This is a genomic window from Mesorhizobium sp. M0052, assembly GCF_040323255.1.
Taxonomy (GTDB): domain Bacteria; phylum Pseudomonadota; class Alphaproteobacteria; order Rhizobiales; family Rhizobiaceae; genus Mesorhizobium.
Genome location: NZ_JAMYUS010000002.1, coordinates 89,748 through 107,997, shown reverse-complemented (window position 1 = coordinate 107,997; position 18,250 = coordinate 89,748). Strand labels below are relative to the sequence as shown.

Annotated in this window: 22 protein-coding genes; 13 read left to right on the top strand and 9 right to left on the bottom strand. The window is 63.3% G+C overall.

The window, feature by feature from the left end; genetic code table 11:
- Positions 1-22: 22 nt before the first annotated feature.
- Together NKJ77_RS02775 and NKJ77_RS02770 are read right to left on the bottom strand one after the other, a co-directional pair.
- Positions 23-676, bottom strand: a complete 654-nt coding sequence (locus tag NKJ77_RS02775) for a helix-turn-helix domain-containing protein (protein WP_027049833.1) — start codon at positions 674-676, stop codon at positions 23-25.
- A gap of 90 nt (positions 677-766) precedes the next feature.
- Entirely contained in the window at positions 767-1,036 is a 270-nt protein-coding gene (locus NKJ77_RS02770) for a hypothetical protein (protein WP_023740977.1), read from the bottom strand.
- 170 nt (positions 1,037-1,206) lie between these two features.
- On the opposite strand from NKJ77_RS02770, the gene NKJ77_RS02765 reads away from it, so the two are divergent.
- Positions 1,207-1,494, top strand: coding sequence for a hypothetical protein (locus tag NKJ77_RS02765; RefSeq protein ID WP_155924037.1), 288 nt, complete (start codon positions 1,207-1,209; stop codon positions 1,492-1,494).
- Between the two features lie 66 nt (positions 1,495-1,560).
- Here NKJ77_RS02765 and NKJ77_RS02760 read toward each other — a convergent pair whose 3' ends face one another.
- Complete coding sequence (locus NKJ77_RS02760) at positions 1,561-1,860, bottom strand: putative quinol monooxygenase (RefSeq protein ID WP_023691739.1); 300 nt, start codon at positions 1,858-1,860, stop codon at positions 1,561-1,563.
- A 123-nt stretch (positions 1,861-1,983) separates the two neighbouring features.
- On the opposite strand from NKJ77_RS02760, the gene flhA reads away from it, so the two are divergent.
- The 7 genes from flhA to NKJ77_RS02725 all read left to right on the top strand — a co-directional run bounded on the left by flhA (position 1,984) and on the right by NKJ77_RS02725 (position 7,555).
- Positions 1,984-4,071, top strand: coding sequence for a flagellar biosynthesis protein FlhA (gene flhA, locus NKJ77_RS02755; protein WP_023832948.1), 2,088 nt, complete (start codon positions 1,984-1,986; stop codon positions 4,069-4,071).
- On the top strand, positions 4,068-4,820 hold the full coding sequence (gene fliR / locus NKJ77_RS02750) for a flagellar biosynthetic protein FliR (RefSeq protein ID WP_023832947.1): 753 nt from the start codon (positions 4,068-4,070) through the stop codon (positions 4,818-4,820). Before flhA ends, fliR begins: the two co-directional genes overlap by 4 nt.
- 1 nt (position 4,821) lies before the next feature.
- On the top strand, positions 4,822-5,205 hold the full coding sequence (locus NKJ77_RS02745) for a hypothetical protein (RefSeq protein ID WP_023832946.1): 384 nt from the start codon (positions 4,822-4,824) through the stop codon (positions 5,203-5,205).
- 291 nt (positions 5,206-5,496) lie between these two features.
- Complete coding sequence (locus NKJ77_RS02740; RefSeq protein WP_023832945.1) at positions 5,497-6,069, top strand: rod-binding protein; 573 nt, start codon at positions 5,497-5,499, stop codon at positions 6,067-6,069.
- Between the two features lie 13 nt (positions 6,070-6,082).
- Positions 6,083-6,499, top strand: coding sequence for a hypothetical protein (locus NKJ77_RS02735; RefSeq protein WP_023671919.1), 417 nt, complete (start codon positions 6,083-6,085; stop codon positions 6,497-6,499).
- 28 nt (positions 6,500-6,527) lie between these two features.
- Positions 6,528-7,076, top strand: coding sequence for a hypothetical protein (locus NKJ77_RS02730; protein ID WP_023683275.1), 549 nt, complete (start codon positions 6,528-6,530; stop codon positions 7,074-7,076).
- A 194-nt stretch (positions 7,077-7,270) separates the two neighbouring features.
- Positions 7,271-7,555: an SCP2 sterol-binding domain-containing protein gene (locus NKJ77_RS02725; protein WP_023683274.1), complete on the top strand. Its 285-nt coding sequence runs from the start codon at positions 7,271-7,273 to the stop codon at positions 7,553-7,555.
- 69 nt (positions 7,556-7,624) lie between these two features.
- Here NKJ77_RS02725 and NKJ77_RS02720 read toward each other — a convergent pair whose 3' ends face one another.
- Together NKJ77_RS02720 and odc2 are read right to left on the bottom strand one after the other, a co-directional pair.
- Positions 7,625-8,167 (bottom strand): GNAT family N-acetyltransferase, encoded by a 543-nt coding sequence (locus NKJ77_RS02720; RefSeq protein ID WP_023686385.1) that lies wholly within the window; start codon positions 8,165-8,167, stop codon positions 7,625-7,627.
- Between the two features lie 144 nt (positions 8,168-8,311).
- On the bottom strand, positions 8,312-9,445 hold the full coding sequence (odc2, locus tag NKJ77_RS02715; RefSeq protein WP_023671923.1) for an ornithine/lysine decarboxylase: 1,134 nt from the start codon (positions 9,443-9,445) through the stop codon (positions 8,312-8,314).
- A 541-nt stretch (positions 9,446-9,986) separates the two neighbouring features.
- On the opposite strand from odc2, the gene NKJ77_RS02710 reads away from it, so the two are divergent.
- From NKJ77_RS02710 to NKJ77_RS02695, 4 genes are all read left to right on the top strand, one after another.
- Positions 9,987-11,186: an amidase gene (locus NKJ77_RS02710; RefSeq protein WP_023725171.1), complete on the top strand. Its 1,200-nt coding sequence runs from the start codon at positions 9,987-9,989 to the stop codon at positions 11,184-11,186.
- A gap of 2 nt (positions 11,187-11,188) precedes the next feature.
- Positions 11,189-12,088, top strand: coding sequence for a LysR family transcriptional regulator (locus NKJ77_RS02705; protein ID WP_023671925.1), 900 nt, complete (start codon positions 11,189-11,191; stop codon positions 12,086-12,088).
- An 89-nt stretch (positions 12,089-12,177) separates the two neighbouring features.
- Positions 12,178-12,846, top strand: a complete 669-nt coding sequence (locus tag NKJ77_RS02700) for a DUF1007 family protein (protein WP_023671926.1) — start codon at positions 12,178-12,180, stop codon at positions 12,844-12,846.
- 8 nt (positions 12,847-12,854) lie between these two features.
- Positions 12,855-14,027, top strand: coding sequence for a nickel/cobalt transporter (locus NKJ77_RS02695; RefSeq protein ID WP_502902113.1), 1,173 nt, complete (start codon positions 12,855-12,857; stop codon positions 14,025-14,027).
- A gap of 10 nt (positions 14,028-14,037) precedes the next feature.
- Here the strand turns inward: NKJ77_RS02695 and denD are convergent, their stop codons facing one another.
- The 4 genes from denD to NKJ77_RS02675 are packed head-to-tail and all read right to left on the bottom strand — an operon-like array spanning position 14,038 to position 16,971.
- Entirely contained in the window at positions 14,038-15,021 is a 984-nt protein-coding gene (gene denD / locus NKJ77_RS02690; protein WP_023747152.1) for a D-erythronate dehydrogenase, read from the bottom strand.
- An 11-nt stretch (positions 15,022-15,032) separates the two neighbouring features.
- Positions 15,033-15,239, bottom strand: coding sequence for a hypothetical protein (locus NKJ77_RS02685; protein WP_023686390.1), 207 nt, complete (start codon positions 15,237-15,239; stop codon positions 15,033-15,035).
- Positions 15,240-15,297: 58 nt separating this feature from the next.
- Positions 15,298-16,269, bottom strand: coding sequence for a cation diffusion facilitator family transporter (locus NKJ77_RS02680; protein ID WP_023832944.1), 972 nt, complete (start codon positions 16,267-16,269; stop codon positions 15,298-15,300).
- Between the two features lie 15 nt (positions 16,270-16,284).
- The gene (locus tag NKJ77_RS02675) at positions 16,285-16,971 is read right to left on the bottom strand and encodes a GNAT family N-acetyltransferase (protein WP_023671931.1); all 687 of its coding nucleotides are present in this window, start codon (positions 16,969-16,971) and stop codon (positions 16,285-16,287) included.
- Between the two features lie 83 nt (positions 16,972-17,054).
- Between NKJ77_RS02675 and NKJ77_RS02670 the strand changes: the two genes are divergently transcribed.
- Positions 17,055-18,239 (top strand): pyridoxal phosphate-dependent aminotransferase, encoded by a 1,185-nt coding sequence (locus NKJ77_RS02670; protein WP_352534170.1) that lies wholly within the window; start codon positions 17,055-17,057, stop codon positions 18,237-18,239.
- Positions 18,240-18,250 lie beyond the last annotated feature (11 nt).

Sequence of the window (18,250 nt, the reverse complement as noted above, 5' to 3'; positions counted from 1 at the left end):
ATTTGACCCGCATGGATTGAACCTACCTGGCTGCGAGCGGTTTCCAGGCCCTGTATTGATCGAGTTCGGCGCGCACCGAAGTCGGTGGCGCAATGATCCACATCACCTCGGCTCGGCCACTGCCGATGTTCTCTGAGCGATGTGCTGTCGATGTCGCGTATTCGATGCTGTCGCCCTCTTCCAGCACATGCCTGACATCGCCGAGCGAAACCTCGACGATGCCGCGCAGCACGACGAGCATCTCGTGCGCGTCGCCATGGGTGTAGAGCGCTGGGCCGGTCGAGCCGCCGATTTCGAACTCGCCGACATAGACTTCCATGTCGCTTAAAGGGGGACGCGAGAGCAGCATCTTGCGGCAGCCGTCGCTGGGCGGCAGGCTCGGCCGCTCGCTGCGCAGCAAGACCCCGCGCTGCCCGGCGGCACTATCCTCGAACAGCATCGCCACGCTCACCCCAAGCGCCGAGGCCATCTGGTTGAGCGAGGCGGTGCTGGCGCCGGTCAGGCCGCGCTCGAGCTGGCTGATGAAGCTGGCGCTGGTCCCGGTCAGCTCGGCGAGTTCGCGCAGCGAAAGCCGCCGGCCGAGACGCAGGCTCTTCAGCCGCTGGCCCAGCATCTGATGGGCATGCGTCGCCGTCGAGGCGACGCCATTCTTGACCGGAGCCTGGTCGGTGCTCATCCCGTCTTTTTCTCCCACTGAACAATTTGTACAGTGACACTGTACACGTGGCAAGCGCCGAGTAGGGACATTTAAGATGCCGGCCGAGGCCTAGTCTTCGCCCGACAGGTCGCGCCGCGCCTTGTCGAGTTCCTCGGCGTAGCGCCGTATCAGATGGCCCTCGGTCAAAAGCCCGACAACGGCCCGGTTGTCGAAATTCTCGACCACCGCCAGTTCCTCCGCGACGGCGCGCTGGATGGTTTCGGCGGTGGACTGGACGTTCATGGTCGGCACCAGCACCGCATGCCGGAATTTGGCCGGCGCCAGCACCGGCGTCTCACCATCGAACGGATCGCTGTGCAGTTCGGCGACGATCAGCACGCCGACATAATGCCGGCTGCTTGCGGCGCCATTCTGGCGCTGAGGCGCAGTCAGGCTTGCCGCCCCGCTTCAATTCCCCGCGAGCGTGTCGAGGTACATGAGCGATCGCTTACGCAATCGACGCAGCTGTGTTATTTTTGGCCGTCTCCATTTCCCTCAAGGAGGAGAAGATGAGTGCGCGGGGATTTTTTTCATTAGCTGTTGGCATGATTTTTTTGAGCTCGTCTGCGGTGAGCAATTCAAGCATGGATATGCCGGTTAGGTCTGTTGTGTCACACCCGATGTCTCTTTTTTTGGCGGGAGGCAATCCGGAAAACCAAAGCCGGCCGGCAAAGGAATTTATCCAGACTGCACAACAAGATGTTTGCTGTCCTGGCGGCTACCCTTGGTATCGCAATTCGACGAACACCTGCTACGGCAGCTATGAAGACTGCCACGATACCGATGGCGGCGGATGATCCTGCAGACAGGTAAACGCCTGCTAGACTTTCTTGGGCCTACGCCTTCTTGACTCTGCCCGGTCCTCAGATCGGCTTCGGCTCGCCGGCCTCGTAGAGCATGAGGTTGCGCTCGCCTATGCCGAGCGATGCCCAGCTCGCCCGCCAATCGGCGATGTGAGGCGAGCGGAAATGCGCGTCGAGCGCGGCCCTGTCGCTCCACACCTCGATTACATGGATGAGCCCGGCGTCGAGCACGTCCTGCGCGTAGGAGTATTCGATGCAGCCGGGCTCCGCCCAGCTGCCCAGTATCATGCGCCGCATGGCCGGCCTTGCCTCGTCGAGCCGTTCCGCCGGCAAGCGAATGGTGCCGATGATCACCAGCATGATCTCTCTCCTCAAGGCCTCTGTCGTCCCGGCAACTAACCAGTCCTCCCACCCTCGCGCAAGCTTGACCGGTTAGGCTCGAAGGGCTGTCGCGTGCTCGGCAGGCTTGTGATTGGGGACGACATGGCGGTCAGCGAAAGCTTAGCGACAGGAACAGTGGCCAAGAACGGCCGCGATGTCTTCTTCGCCATCGGCATCGTCATCATCCTGGCCGTGCTATTCCTGCCGATCCCGGCCTTCCTCATCGACATCGGCCTCGCCTTCTCGATCGCACTGTCGGTGCTGATCCTGATGGTGGCGCTGTGGATCCAGCGGCCGCTCGATTTCTCGTCCTTCCCGACCGTGCTGCTGATCGCCACCATGCTACGGCTATCGCTCAACATCGCCACCACGCGCATGATCCTGTCGCACGGCAATGAGGGCACGCACGCCGCCGGCTATGTCATCGCCGGCTTCTCCAAACTTGTGATGGCCAGCGATTTCGTCATCGGCCTGATCGTCTTCATGATCCTGATTGTGGTCAACTTCATCGTCATCACCAAGGGCGCCACCCGTATTGCCGAAGTCGGCGCCCGCTTCACCCTCGACGCCATCCCCGGCAAGCAGATGTCGATCGACGCCGACCTGTCCGCCGGCATGATCGACGACAAGACAGCGCAACTGCGCCGCCGCGAGCTGGAAGAGGAATCCTCCTTCTTCGGCTCGATGGACGGCGCCTCGAAATTCGTCCGCGGCGACGCCATTGCCGGCCTCATCATCACCGCCATCAACATCGTCGGCGGCATCGCCATCGGTTACATCAGGCACGGCATGGGCATGGGCGAAGCCGCCGATGTCTTCATCAAACTGTCGGTCGGCGACGGCCTCGTCACCCAGATCCCGGCGCTTATCGTTTCGCTCGCCGCCGGCCTGCTTGTTTCCAAGGGCGGCACGCGCGGCTCGACCAACCAGGCGGTGTTCGGCCAGCTCGGTGCGCATCCGCGCGCGCTCTATGTCGCGGCCTCGCTGCTCGTCCTGCTCGGCCTGATGCCCGGCCTGCCGTTCTTCCCGTTCTTCACGCTGGCTGCAGGCATGGCCGGCCTTGGCTACGTCATCCCGATGCGCGCCAACCGCGAGGCTGCCGCCGCCGAAGCGATCAAGGATCTGGAGAAGGCGAACAAAGTCGAGGAAGAGAAGAACTCGGTCAAGGCTTCTCTGACCACCGCCGAGATCGAGCTTCTGATCGGCAAGCAGCTGTCGACGCGGCTGCTGGTGTCGCATCAGGAACTGGTGTTCCGCATGGCCAAGATGCGCAAGAAATTTGCTACGCAATACGGCTTCGTCGTGCCGGAAGTCCGCGTCGCCGACGATTTCGGCATCCCGCCGAAAAGCTATCAGATCAAGGTCCACGGCACCGTCGTCGCCGAATACCAGATGCGCGTCGGCGAGATCATGGTGCTGCTAGGCAACCGGGATTTGCCCGACGTTCCCGGCGAGGAAATCCGCGAGCCGGCCTTCGGCATGCGCGCCTTCTCGGTGCTCGAAACCTTCGCCGAGGATCTGAAGCGCGAGAACTATGCCTTTGCCGACAACATGTCGGTGCTGCTCACCCATTTGTCCGAGGTGATCCGCAACAACCTGCCGCAGCTTCTGTCCTACAAGGACATGAAGGCGCTGCTCGAACGCCAGGATCCGGAATACCGCAAGCTGGCCGACGAGATATGCACCTCGCACATCTCCTACCCCGGCCTGCAGGCGGTGCTGAAATTGCTGCTGGCCGAACGCGTATCGATCCGCAACCTGCATTTGATCATCGAGGCTATCGCCGAGATCGCGCCCCATGTGCGCCGCACCGAGCAGATCGTCGAGCATGTCCGCATCCGCATGGCCCAGCAGATCTGCGGCGATCTCTCTGAGGGCGGCATGCTCAAGGTGCTGCGCCTCGGCAACCGCTGGGACCTCGCCTTCCACCAGAGCCTCAAGCGCGACGCCAAGGGCGAGGTGCGCGAATTCGACATCGACCCGCGCCAGCTGGAAGAATTCGGCCAGGACGCGACCAAGGCGATCCGCAAGCATCTCGAGGCCGGCGAGCGTTTTGTCCTCGTCACCGCGCCCGATGCTCGCCCCTATGTGCGCATGATCATCGAGCGCCTGTTCACGACGCTTCCCGTTCTCTCCCATGTCGAAATCGCCAAGGGCGTCGAGATCAAGGTGCTCGGGACGATCTCGTGAACATACTGTCGCAAGGCGTCGTCATCGCCGCCTTCCTCGCCTTCTGTCGCATCGGCGCCTGCTTCATGCTGATGCCGGGCCTGTCCAGCGCCCGCGTGCCGATCCAGGTCCGGCTGTTCGCGTCGATCGCGGCCACCGGTGGCCTGCTCGCCTTCCTGTGGGACAAGATCTTTCCCTTCGTCGATGCGCGTCCGCAGGTGCTGGCGCCGATGATCATCTCCGAACTTTTGGTCGGCGGGCTGATCGGCGCGATGACGAGGCTCTACATGGAGGCGCTGCGCTTCATGGGTTCGGCCATGGCCATGCTGATCGGCTATGGCGGCACCGGCGGCCCCGCCATCGAGGAGCCAGAACCGCAGGCGGCTCTCGCCGCCATCATCTCGTTTTCAGCGTTGCTGCTGCTCTTCGTCTTCGATTTCGACCACGAGATCATCCGCGCTCTGGTCGCCTCCTACACGGTGGCGCCGGTCAACGTCTTCTTCAATCCGCAGGCCGCCCTGGTCGATCTCACCGACACGGTGTCGGACGCCTTCTTCCTGGTCATCCGGCTCGGCAGCCCGTTCATCGCCTATGCCATCCTGGTCAATTTGACGATCGGCTTCGTCAACAAGCTGACGCCGCAGATTCCGGTCTACTTCATCTCACTGCCTTTCGTCATCGCCGGCGGCATGATCATCTTCTACTTCGCCATCGGCACCATGCTGTCGCTGTTCGTCGACGGCTTTGTCGATCTGACGCTGGCGAGGTGAGATGAGCACGCGCAAGGAACGGCTGAAGAAACTGGTCAAGGTGCAGGAGCAGTTGAAGGCCCTGCACGAGACGCGCCATGCGGCCTTCCTGGCGGCAGCGGCAACCGCCGAAACCGAGGCCAGGGAACTTGTCCAGCATTTCGACGCCGACCAGTCGATGGCGGTGCTGTTCCCTGACCTCTACCATCGCCGCATCGCCAATGCGCTAGTCCGGCAGGAAGCGAGCCTGGAAAGCGGCAGGCAGGAGGTCACGCTCATCGCCACTGCGACGGCGCGCACCAACATGGTCGAGCGCGCCTACAAGGACGTGCGCCGACGGGACGAACGCGAACGCTCCGACCGCGACCGGCTCGATCTGATCGCGCAGAGGCGCGGGCAGGAATAATCGAAAGTTAAAGCCGCGTCACTTGCGGACGGCGTTCGGTTTCGTTCCGTGCGGCGGGCTGTATTGGGTGTACGGCGCCGTGTTCGGCCTCTGCGCCTACGCCACCTACGATCTGACCATGGCGACGCCGGCAGCGCCCACCGCAAACGACCAGATCGCATCGACCCAGCCGGACTTGCCGCTGCTGATAGCAATGGCCCAGCATCCGGCGAAGGATTTCAAACCGGCAAGCCTGCCACAAGCTTGTTGCGGCATGGTCGCTCAGGAAACGCGGCAAAGAGGCGGACTTTCTTGGCGATTTCTCCACCCAGCGACATCGTTCTCGATGTTGCCCGAGCCGTCGACCCGACGGATATCGAGGCTGCCCGTGCCGCGCTGGCCAAGCGGGCCAACGGCGTTGGCGGTAATTTTTCTGTCGACATGGCTGCTTCGGTCGATGCCGGCTCGATCCTGTCGCGCGCTACCGCCGACAAGGCCGCCGCAAATGCCGATCCCGGCAGCAAGTTCAAGAAGTTCGAGGCGATGGTCTTGCAGACCTTCATCCAAAACATGCTGCCCAAGGACACCGAGGGCGTCTACGGCAAGGGGCTGGCCGGCGACATGTGGAAATCGCAGCTTGCCGAGCGTGTCGCCGACGTCATGGCCGAGCGCGGCGGGATCGGCATCGCCAAATCGCTGCTCGCCGACCACTACAAGGACGGCAAGCGCACCGTGCCGATCGGCCCGGTGTCAACCGGGCCGCACAAGACCGAGATCGACCAGCAGACCCGGCTGTCCACCTCGCTGGTCGAGGAATTGCAGCGCAAGGCCGCACGGTCGATGACCGGCGACGAGACGACCATCAAAACCGAAATCAAGATCTAGACCAGGATTTTCAATGGCCGATTTTTCAAAATACTCTTCCAACCTGCCGGCGCGTACGTCCGAAGCGCCGATCCCGTTTGCACGGCCGGGCAACCTTGCCGCCATCATCGGCCGCATCGAGGAAGCGGTCGAGGAAGAGACGGCCGGTTTGAAGAACGACACCAGCTATGACCTCAAGGCCTCCAACGCCCGCAAGAGCCGCTACCTCTATGAGCTGACCCGCGCCATGAAGGGCGCCAACGAGATCGAATTCCTGGAACAGCATCGCGACAGTCTGGCGCGGCTGCGCCAGAAGCTCGCGAAAAACGAGGCTGCAATCCTCGCCCACCTCAACGCGGTCAACGAAGTCGCCACGCTGTTGAAGAACGCCATTCAGCGCGCCGAAGCCGACGGCACCTATTCGGCCGGCGAATTCGGTTGGGCGAGCTGATGATCTCGGCAACAGGCGGGAACAACCGGTGATCAAATTCATCGCTGCCGCGATCTGGATCTGCGCCGCCACGCTTGGCGCGGTGTTCTATTCGTTCCAGGCGGCCGGTGAGCGCGGCGTCGGCGAGACGCCGAAACCGATGCTGGGTGGCCTCGACTACGTCAAGACCGACATCATCTCGGTGCCGCTGATCCGCGATTCCAAGATCGACGGCTATTTCCTCACCAAGCTCGTCTACACGGTCGAGCCGGCCGAGATAAAGAAGATGTCGATCCCGGCCGAAGCGCTGATGACCGATCAGGTCTATTCCTATCTCTACTCCAATCCTCAGATCGACTTCACCAAGAAGGAAACCATCGATCTCGATGCCTTCCGCAAGGCCATACGCGACACCGTCAACGCCCGCGTCGGCGCCGACCTGGTGCATGAAGTGCTGATCGACCAGGTCAACTTCCTGACCAAGGACGAAATCCGCGACAACGCCATGCGCCGCCGCAAGGATCCGGCCACGCCGACCGAACCGGCCCCGGCGGAATCGGCCCAGGCCGAGGCGGCGAAGCCCGCTGCTGAACACTAACCTTCGTCGCAGGGCGAATGTTCTCTGCCGCATTCCTTCCGACTGAAACGAGATGACGCATCGCGCGTTGACGTTTACGTCAACTCGAAGCTATATGCGCCAAGCGACCAGATCGCGGTACGCGCGAGACAGTGACTTCGGCGGAGGCCGGTCACTGAAGCGCGGCAAAACGCAACGAGACCAGGAGAACAGTCATGAGCGTTCAGGATATTGCCGAGAAGATGAGGTCGCGCGTGGCGAGCGCCGGGTTCGAACATTCCGTGAAGTTCGATACCGGCAGCAACGGCGTCATCGTCATCGACGGCGCGACCGTCTCGACCACCGACGCGCCGACCGACTGCACCATAAAGCTGTCGCTCGACGATCTGGATTCGCTGATCGCCGGCGACCTCAACCCGACCATGGCGTTCATGTCCGGCAAGATAAAGGTCGAAGGCGATATGTCGGTCGCCATGGCGCTCAGCCAACTGATCGGCTGAGCCCTTCGCAACAACAAAACGCCGCCCTCGCTGAAATGCAAAGGACCGGCGGCGTTTGTTTTTGGACAATCAGGCGGCCAGCGACAGCCTCTGTGCCTTGAGCTTGCGACCTGCAGCCTTCAGCGTGCCATGCGCGCCGTCGAGCGCACCATCGATCAGTTCCAGCGCCAGCAGGCGGTGCCGCTCGTACGGACCAGGCATGGCGAGCGCGCCGGTCTTCTCCGCCGAGAAGCCGAAGCGGCCATAGTAAGGCGCATCGCCGACCAGCAGCACCGCGGCATGGCCGAGACGCGCGGCCTCGGCCAAAGCATGGCGCATCAGCGCCGAGCCGATGCCGGCGTTCTTCAGCGCCGGATCGACGGCGAGCGGTCCGAGCAGAAGTGCTCCCGGGCCACCCTCGCCAAGACGCACGTCCCACAGCCGCACCGTACCAGCAACCGCGCCGGTTGCATCGCGCACGACAAAAGCGAGGCCTTCGGAAGGCCGGCGGCCGCGCCGCAGCTTCTCCGACGATTTCTTGCGCCGCATCGGCCCCATGGCGCGATCGAGCAACGCTTCACGCGATGCAATGTCTGCCGCAGTTTCGGCGACGATGGGAATGGCGCCGGCCATCTCCCCCTCGGGGGGGGAGAATCCAATGCCGTCAATGTAATTTACAATGTCCATTTCCGCGATCCTTCACGAGCGGAGCTTGTTCCACAGGCGAACCCGGGCGGACGCAAACGTCCGCCTGGGGTGATCTGAAGGCCGAAGCCGTCAGATCACGTAGGATCGGAGAGGCTCGAAGCCGTTGAAGGCGACCGCCGAGTAGGTGGTCGTGTAGGCGCCGGTGCCTTCGATCAGCACATCGTCGCCGATGGTCAGCGACAGAGGCAGCGGATACGGCGTCTTCTCGTACATCACGTCGGCCGAATCGCAGGTCGGGCCGGCGAGCACGCAAGGTGCGGTCTCCGAACCGTCATGGCGGGTGACGATCGGATAGCGGATCGCCTCGTCCATCGTCTCGGCCAGACCGCCGAACTTGCCGATGTCGAGGAACACCCAGCGCACATTGTCGTTTTCGGCCTTCTTCGAGATCAGCACGACTTCCGACTTGATGACGCCGGCATTGCCGACCATGCCGCGACCCGGCTCGATGATGGTCTCAGGGATCGCATTGCCGAAATGCTTGCGCAGCGCCGAGAAGATGGCCTGGCCATAGGCCTGGGCCGCCGGCACGTCACGCAGATAGCGCGTCGGGAAACCGCCGCCCATATTGACCATCTTGAGGACGATGCCTTCATCGGCGAGCGTGGCGAACACCTTCTTGGCGTCGGCCAGCGCACGGTCCCACGCCGTCAGGTCGGTCTGCTGCGAGCCGACATGGAACGACACGCCATAGGCGTCGAGGCCGAGCGTCCTGGCATGGCGCAGCACGTCGACGGCCATCGCCGGCACGCAGCCGAACTTGCGCGACAGCGGCCACTCGGCGCCTTCGCCGTCGGTCAGCACGCGGCAGAACACGCGGGCGCCGGGAGCGACGCGGGCGATCTTGTCGACTTCCTCGACGCAATCGACGGCAAACAGCCGAATGCCGAGCTGGTAGGCGCGTGCAATGTCACGCTCCTTCTTGATGGTGTTGCCGAAGGAGATACGGTCCGCCGGCGCACCGGCGTCCATCGCCATCTCGACCTCGGCAACGGAAGCGGTGTCGAAGGACGAGCCCATCGCAGCAAGCAGGCGCAGGATTTCCGGCGCCGGATTTGCTTTCACCGCATAGTAGATCCGGGAATCGGGCAGCGCCTTTTCGAAGGCGCGAAAATTGTCGCGCACGACATCGAGGTCGACGACGAGGCAGGGGCCGGACGGACGTCGGGTGGCGAGGAAGTCGAGGATGCGCTGGGTGGCCATCGGGGTCTCTCCATTAACGCCTTGCGGCGCGCAATAAGGCTGCGGACGCGGGGCTTTCGGCCTCGCGAACACGCGGTCAAACAAAGGCGGGACGGAAATCCATGGAACCAGCCGGTGGAGACCCCGGAACCATGAAACGCCATCTCGCGGCGGTGAACCTTGGCCTTGCCCGGCCTCGGTTCGCTTTGTCTGCCTTGGCTTGGATGGGAGACCCGTCCGCACTGCCGGCAATGAAGGTGTGCCTCTTCAGTAACCCCGGTCTTTGGACGACCGGCAGAACACCAGAAAGGCCCGCACCGTCGTTGCTTCAAGGTGTCCTCGGGCTGGCGGTTGGCCGCTAGACCGACTGGAGGGGTTAGCTCCAGTTACCTTACCGATTTCCCTCACCATTCGAGGATCGGCGGACACCCACAGGCACGTGCGACTTTGGGCAAGCGCGATATAAGATCGAAAGATTTCACAATCAATAAAAATCGTATCCCAGGTTGTAAAATTTCCGGCATCGAACAATGCTGGGCCTACTGTGTACGGATATCGAACGATGCCAGGCACGCACGGCCCGCTCAACGCCTTTCTCGACCTGCGCCGCATGCCGGTCGCCAATGCGGAACTGGGGCCGCTGGCCGGGCTCAGGCTGGCGGTAAAGGACATTTACGACGTCGCCGGCTACCGCACCGGTTGCGGCAATCCGGTGAAGTTCGACGAGGCGCATGCCGCGTCCAGCACGGCACCGGCCGTGCAGATGATTCTCGACGCCGGCGCGCGCTTCATCGGCAAGACGCAGACCGACGAGTTCGCTTTCTCGCTGATGGGCCAGAACGCGCATTTTCCGTTTCCGGTGAACCCGGCCGCTCCCGATCGCGTCACCGGCGGCTCGTCCTCCGGATCGGCGGCGGCGGTGGCCGACAAGCTTGCCGATATCGCCACCGGCTCCGATACCGGCGGCTCGATCCGTGCCCCGGCGAGCTTTTGCGGGTTGATCGGGCTGCGCACCACGCATGGCCGCATTTCGCTTGAAGGCACGATGAAGCTGGCGCCGAGCTTCGACACATTCGGCTGGTTCGCCGACGACATCGAGACATATGAGACAATCGGCAAATTGCTGCTCGGCCGCGACCCGCATCCGTATCCGCTCACCCGGCCGCTTTCGATCCGCTGGCTGGACGCTTTCGTGGCCGGCCCCGCCGAGGCAGCCGAATACGCCAGGATGAGAGCGCTGGCGGCCGGCCTTGTCGGCGAGCCGGCGCCGGTGGAATACACCTTCGCCTCCTTCCCCGACGAGCTCTACTGGTGCTTTCGCCGCCTCCAGGCCGCCGAGGCCTGGCAGCAGCATGGCGCCTGGATCATTTCGGGCGAGCGCGATCTCGGGCCGGGCGTCGAGGAGCGCTTTGGTTTCGGCAGGACAATCGACGAAAAGACCGCGCGGGCCGAGGCGGTGCGCCGCCTGACCTTCCGCTCCGAGCTAGCCGCGCTGCTCGGCCAGGACGGGTTTCTTGTCCTGCCCACCGTTCCAGGCCCCGCACCTCTGGTCAAAAGCGAGCCGCAGCAGCTCCAGGCCTACCGCGAAAGGGCCTTGCATCTTTTGTGCCTTTCGGGTCTTTCAGGCTTTCCGCAAATCACCCTGCCGCTGGGCTCGGTTGACGGTGCCCCTTTCGGCCTCTCGCTGCTCGGCCCTCCCGGCAGCGACATTGCCCTGATACGGCTCGGCCGGCGAATTCTCGATGCGGCACGAAAGGCCTGATGATGGATACACTGACCCGCATGCGCGCCTTCATCGACGTCGTCGAGGCCGAAGGCTTTTCGGCGGCCGCGCGCAAGATCGGTCGCTCCAAGGCGCTGCTGTCGAAATATGTGCGCGAACTCGAGGACGAACTCGGCGCGCTGCTGCTCAACCGCACCACGCGGCAGTTCTCGTTGACCGAGGCCGGCCATACCTATTACAGCCGCGCTTCGGAAATCGTGCGCGAGGTCGACAGCCTGGCCGACGCCGTGCGCGAATCCTCCGGCGACGTGCGCGGCAGGATCAAGCTGTCGGCGGCGCGCACCTTCGCCGACGCGCCGATAGGCCAATCGCTCATCGACTTCGCCAAACAGCATCCCGACATCGTGCTCGACATCCATCTCGACGACCGTTTTGTCGATCTGGTCGAGGAAGGTTTCGATCTTGCCGTGCGCATCTCGCGCCTGGAGAACTCATCGCTGATCGCCCGCCGCCTGGGGCCGTTTTCGATCAAGCTTTGCGCCTCGCCGGAGCTGATCGCCAAGCACGGCAAGCCGACGCGCCCGCAGGATCTCGCCAACTTGCCCTGCATCGTCGACACCAATGGCCGCTCGCTTGCCAACTGGCGCTTCAGGGGCGATGGCGAGGAGTCAGTCAGTGTCAACGTATCGGGTCCGATCGAGGTCAACAGCCCGATGGCCGCGCGAGCCGCCGCCGTGTCCGGTCTGGGCTTTACCATCCTGCCGGATTTCATCGCCGCGCCCGACCTCGCATCCGGGCTTCTGGTGTCGTTGCTCGACGACCGCATCCAGTCGGGCAGCGGCATTTTCGCCGTCTACCCGCACCGTCGCTATCTGCCGGCCAAGGTCCGTGTTTTCGTCGATTTCCTGGTGCAATGGTTCAAGAACCGCGAGAGCGCTTGAGCCGGCCCTGCCGTGCCGCGGTCCCAATTTCGCCCCGTTTCTGGTAACCTCTCGAAATCTCTCCGAGGCCGATGGAACAGCGACCGAGAATGCATCTGAAACGGCACGCAATCATGCTCGCTTCGGCCCTGGCGACGACTTTTGCCTCCGTCGGAGCGGCTGGCGCGCATCCTCATGTCTTCGCCGAGGCCCGCCTCGACGTGATCCTCTCGCCGGATCACCAAAGTGTGAAAGCGCTGCGTCACCTCTGGCGTTTCGATGATCTGTTTTCGAGTACGGTGATGATGGAGTTCGACAAGAACTCCGACCTGAAGCTTGACGACAAGGAGCTGAAGGATGTCGCCGACACAGTTCATGCCTCGCTGGCCGAATTCAACTATTTCCAGCTCGTCACCGTCGACGGCAAGGACGTGCCTATGACGCCGCCACCGCATCTGATGGCCAATTTCGACAACGACCAGTTGATCATCCTGTTCGAATCCGAACCCAAGGTGCCGATCAAGCTCGCCGGCAAGATCGATTTCGGCGTCTACGATCCAACCTTCTACACAGCGATCGACTTCACCGAGGATAGCAACATCACGGTGGAAGGCCTGCCCTCGAACTGCACCAAGAGCGTCATCCGGCCTGATCCAGACGAGGCGATCAAGGAAAACCAGAAGACCCTGACGGACGCGTTCTTCAACGACCCGACAGGCACCGACATGAGCAAGATCTTCGCCACCAAGCTCGAACTGAATTGCCCGCCAGAAGGATAGATCCGGTGATGAAACCGTCCCTGCGTTTGGCATTCGGCCTCGTGGCCGCTGCCCTGCTGATGACGCACTTTCTCGGGCAGGCCCATGCCCAGAGCTCACTCGGCATCGGCGTCAATGACGGCATGGCGCCCACCACCGGCCCGTTCGCCCACATCCTGATGTGGATCAATCTGCGCCAGCAGGAATTCTACCGCGCATTGGCCACGGCGATGAAAGCAATGCGCGAGGACGGCAGCAACATGTGGCTGCTGATCGGCCTGTCCTTCGCCTACGGCATTTTCCACGCCGCCGGCCCCGGCCACGGCAAGGCGGTGATCTCGTCCTACATGGTGGCCAATGAAGTGGCGCTCAGGCGCGGTATCCTGCTGTCCTTCGTCTCGGCGCTGCTGCAGGGCCTGACCGCGATCCTGGTGATGCTGCTTGCCTATTTCGTCCTGCGCGGCACCGCGATCTCGATGACCGACGCAGCCTGGTTCATGGAGATCATGAGCTATGTCTTCGTCACTTTGTTCGGCGCCTGGCTACTGTGGCGCAAGCTCGGGCCTACGGTCCTGCGCTGGTTCGGCAAGGCGCCCGCCTACAGCCTGTCGGCAGCCCACGCCGGTCATTCCCATGGCGGCCATTCGCATGCCGCTCACAGCCACGCGGCGCATGCGCATTCGCATGCCTTGCATGTGCATCACGACCATTCGCATGATCATCACGATCACGCTGCGCACGACCACGACACACACGATCATTCCCATCACGACCACGCTCATCACGATCACGCCGCTCACGATCACCCAGCCGGCGAAGTCTGTGGTACGTGCGGCCACTCACATGCGCCCGATCCGGCGCTGCTGTCGGGCGACCGCTTCGACTGGCGCACGGCCTGGTCGGCAGTAGCCGCCGTCGGCATCCGCCCCTGCTCCGGCGCGCTGATTGTGCTGAGCTTCGCTTTGCTCAACGGCCTGTGGCTCGGCGGCCTGCTCTCGGTGCTGGCGATGTCGATTGGAACCGCCATCACAGTCTCGGCGCTGGCAACGATCGCAGTCACCGCCAAGAACTGGGCGGTCTATTTCGCCGGCGATGGCCGCATGGGCAACCGCATTCACACATTCGTCGAGATCGGCGGCGCCGCCTTCGTCTTCCTGTTCGGACTGTTGCTGTTGTCGGCGAGCCTGTCCGGAACTGTATGATCTCGGCGGGTCAGGCCTGACCCGCGATCTTTCCGCCCAGCTCATCCTCGATATGCGCGCGGATGATTTCATCGAAACTTTTTTCGGCGCTGAAGCCGAGGTCTCTTGACCGTCGCGCCTCGAAGCGCGTCGGCCAACCCTTGACGATCGCCCAGATCGTCTCGTCGGGCTCCTCACGGATCAGGCTCGCCACCTTGGTGCCCGCAATGCGTTCCAGCGCCTCGATCTGCTCGCCGACGGTGACGGCAACGCCCGGCATGGTGAGGTTGCGGCGTGGCCCGACGGCGGCACTGTCGATCCCGGCGGCATGGATCAGGAAGTTCACCGCCGAGCGCGGGCTGGCATGGGTGTGCAGCACCGAGCGCGGCACTGGCAGGATCGCCTCATGGCCGCTCAGCGGCTCGCGGATGATGCCGGAGAAGAACCCTGACGCCGCCTTGTTCGGCTTGCCGGGCCGCACGCAAATGGTCGGCAGCCTTATGCCGATGCCGTCGAAGAAGCCGCGCCTGGAATAGTCGGCCAGCAGCGCTTCGCTCATCTGCTTCTGCGTGCCGTAGGAGGTCAGCGGCGTCGGATGGAAGTCGTCCGGGATGACATCGGGGAACGGCGCGCCGAACACCGCGATCGACGAGGTGAAGACCAGACGCGGCGAAAAGCCCGCCAGCCGGACCGCATCGAACAGTGCCCGTGTGCCGTCGAGATTGACGCGGTAGCCGAGATCGAAATTGGCTTCCGCCTCACCCGACACGATGCCGGCGAGATGGAACATGACGTCGGGGCGTGAGGCGACCAGGCTCTCGGCAGCACCGGCGTCGGCAAGGTCGCCGGTATGCGTGGCGATGCTGACGCCGTCCATCGCCGGCGCCTGCGGCGGCACGATGTCGTGCAGGTCGAGCCCGGTGATCTTGCGGCCGTTGAGCGTGCCGTCCTTGGCCAGCCGGTCGACAAGCTTGCGGCCGACCATGCCGGCCGCGCCAGTAATCAGGATGCGCATTCGAAAGCCTCTTATTTGCCCTTATTCTGGCTGCGGCCCCGCAACCAGAACACCAGAAAAAATGCCAGCACGAAGGCGATGCCGACGATGCCGGCAAGTACGGTCGAGACATTGCCGACGGCCAGCATCACGGTCGGCAAATAGAACGCCGCGATGCCGAACAGCAGCATGATCCAGGCTGCGGCAATCAGCGCGTTTCGCGTGTCGCGGTCCATCATGCCGGCCCGCCATCGCGGGAACTCGTCAACTCGGATGCCAACGCCATGAAATTCCCTGTCAGTGATAATGGCCATGATGCGGTGGCGCACCATGGTCATGTTCATGATCGTGCTCGTCATGGCTGTCGGCGCACTGGCCGAATTCCGGTTCGACGGTGGCGTGGCTGATGCCGTGTTCGGCGGCGAGCCGCTTCTTGATGGCGCTGACCGCCTGGTGCGGATCGACGCCATCGTTGAGGCAGGCATGCAGCGTCGCCATGTTGCTGGACCCGTCGAGCGACCAGACATGCATGTGATGCACTTCGCGCACGCCCTTGACGGTGCCGGCAATGTCCTTGGCGATGAGGTCGCGGTCGAGGCTTGCCGGTACGCCTTCGAGAAGGACGTGGGCGGCTTCGCGCATCAGCGACCACGCGGTGGACAGGATCAGCAGGGAGACCAGCACCGACAGGATCGGATCGATCGGCGTCCAGCCGGTGGCCAGTATGACCAGCGCCGCCACGATCGCCGCCGCCGAGCCGAGCAGGTCGCCCAGCACATGCAGGATGGCGCCGCGCATGTTGAGGCTGTCGTGGTCGCCGCCATGCAGCACGAAGAACGAGGCGAAGTTTACCAGAAGGCCGGCGATCGCCACCACCAGCATCGGCCCGCCCAGCACCGGCGCCGGCGTCATCAGCCGGCCCCAGGCTTCGTAGACGATCCACAGCGCAATGGCGAAGATGGCAATGCCGTTGGTGTAGGCAACCAGCGTCTTGACTCGGCCGAAGCCGTAGGTGAGGCGCACCGTCGCCGGCCGCCCGCCAAGATGGAAGGCGTACCAGGCAAGGCCAAGCGCAATCGAGTCGGCGAGCATGTGGCCGGCGTCGGCCAGCAGCGCCAGCGATCCCGTCAAAAGGCCGCCAAGCCCTTCGGCCACCATGAAGCCGGCGGTCAGGCAGGCTGCGATCAGCACACGCTTCTTGTCGGTCGAGCCATGCACGTGGCCGGCGCCATGCCCAGCATGCAAACCATGATCATGGCTGTGCGCCATCGGAAGAAACTCCTGTTACGCGCCGAACTCGGCGCGGAAATCCTCGAGCCGCCGCTTCTGCCGGCCTTCGCCATCGAAATTGGCAGGATCGAGCCATGCCTCATAGGCTTTGCGCAGCGCCGGCCATTCCTTGTCGATGATCGAGTACCATGCCGTATCGCGGTTTTCACCCTTGACCACAAGATGCTGGCGGAAAATGCCCTCGAACTTGAAGCCGAACCGTTCCGCCGCGCGCTTTGACGGCTCGTTGCGGTTGTTGCATTTCCACTCGTAGCGGCGATAGCCGAGCCCGTCGAAAATATACTTCATGAACAGGAACTGCGCCTCGGTCGCTGCCGGCTTGCGCGAGATCAGCGGCCCCCAATAGATGTTGCCGATCTCGATGACGCCATAGGTGGGATCGATGCGCATCAGCGTCTGTCGCCCGGCGGCCTTGCCGCTGGCCTTGTCGATGACGGTGAAGAACAGCGGATCCTCGCTCGCCTCGACCTTGTCCAGCCATGGCTGGAAATCGGCGCGGGTTTGCGGCGGGTAGTCGGGCAGCCAAGCAAAGCGGCCGTCAATGTCAGGCACCGACGACGCCTCGTAAAGGCCGTCGCCATGCTTTTCGGCGCTCAGCGGTTCGAGCCGGACATAGCGCCCGTCAATGGGCTTGCGCTCGGGCCGCGGACGCGCTTGCCAATCTTTGAGATTTTCCGACACGCAAAACTCCAATCCGTTTGACTTTTGTGAGCAGACGCTCACAAAAACGCGACCTAACAGCAAGAACCACACGGACGGGAAAAATGCTCCACATGATTTCGGCCTTCGACCGCCTCGGCGAGGAAAACGCCTTTGCCGTGCTGGCGCGGGCGACCGCACTGGCTCAACAGGGCCGCGATATCGTCAATCTCGGCATCGGCCAGCCCGACTTCAAAACGCCGCAGCACATTGTCGACGCAGCGATCAAGGCGCTGCGCGACGGTCACCATGGCTACACCCCGGCCAACGGCCTGCTGGCGACGCGCGAAGCGGTGGTGCGGCGCACGCTGGCCACCACCGGCGTCGAGGTCTCGCCGGAAAATGTGATGATCCTGCCCGGCGGCAAGCCGACCATGTTCGCGGCGATCCTGATGTTCGGCGAACCCGGCGCCGAGATCCTCTATCCCGACCCTGGCTTTCCCATCTATCGCTCGATGATCGAGTTCACCGGCGCCGCGCCCATTCCGGTGCCGATCCGCGAAGAGAACGGCTTTGCCTTCTCGGCCGAGGAGACGCTGGGGCTGATCACCTCGAAGACGAGGCTGCTAATCCTCAACTCACCGGCCAACCCGACCGGCGGCGTCACGCCGCGCGCCGAGATCGAGAAGCTGGTGGAGGGGCTGCAAGCGCATCCGCAGGTCGCTATCCTCTCCGACGAAATCTACGACGTCATGACCTATGACGGCGAGACGCATTTTTCGCTGCTCAATTTTCCGGAAATTCGCGACCGGCTGATCGTGCTCAACGGCTGGTCGAAGACATGGGCGATGACCGGCTGGCGCATGGGCTGGTCGATCTGGCCGAATGGCGACAAGGGCGCGCATCTCTACGACAAGGTGCGCAAGCTGGCGGTCAATTGCTGGTCCTGCGTCAACGCGCCGAGCCAGTTCGCCGGCATCGCCGCCATCGACGGCCCGCAGGACGATGTCGACAAGATGATGCGCGCCTTCGACAACCGCAGGAAGATCGTGGTCGAGGGGCTGAACGCGCTGCCCGGCGTCTCCTGCATCACGCCCAAGGGCGCATTCTATGCCTTCCCGAATGTTTCGAAGACCGGCTGGAAGGCCAAGAAGCTCGCCTCGGCACTGCTCGAGGAGGCCGGCGTGGCGCTGATCGGCGGCCCCGATTTCGGCATTCTCGGCGAAGGCTACATCAGGCTCTCCTACGCCAATTCCGAAGAGAACATCTTGCGCGCGCTGGAGCGGATCGAGTCGTTTTTGAAGAGGTAGGCCTTCGGCTC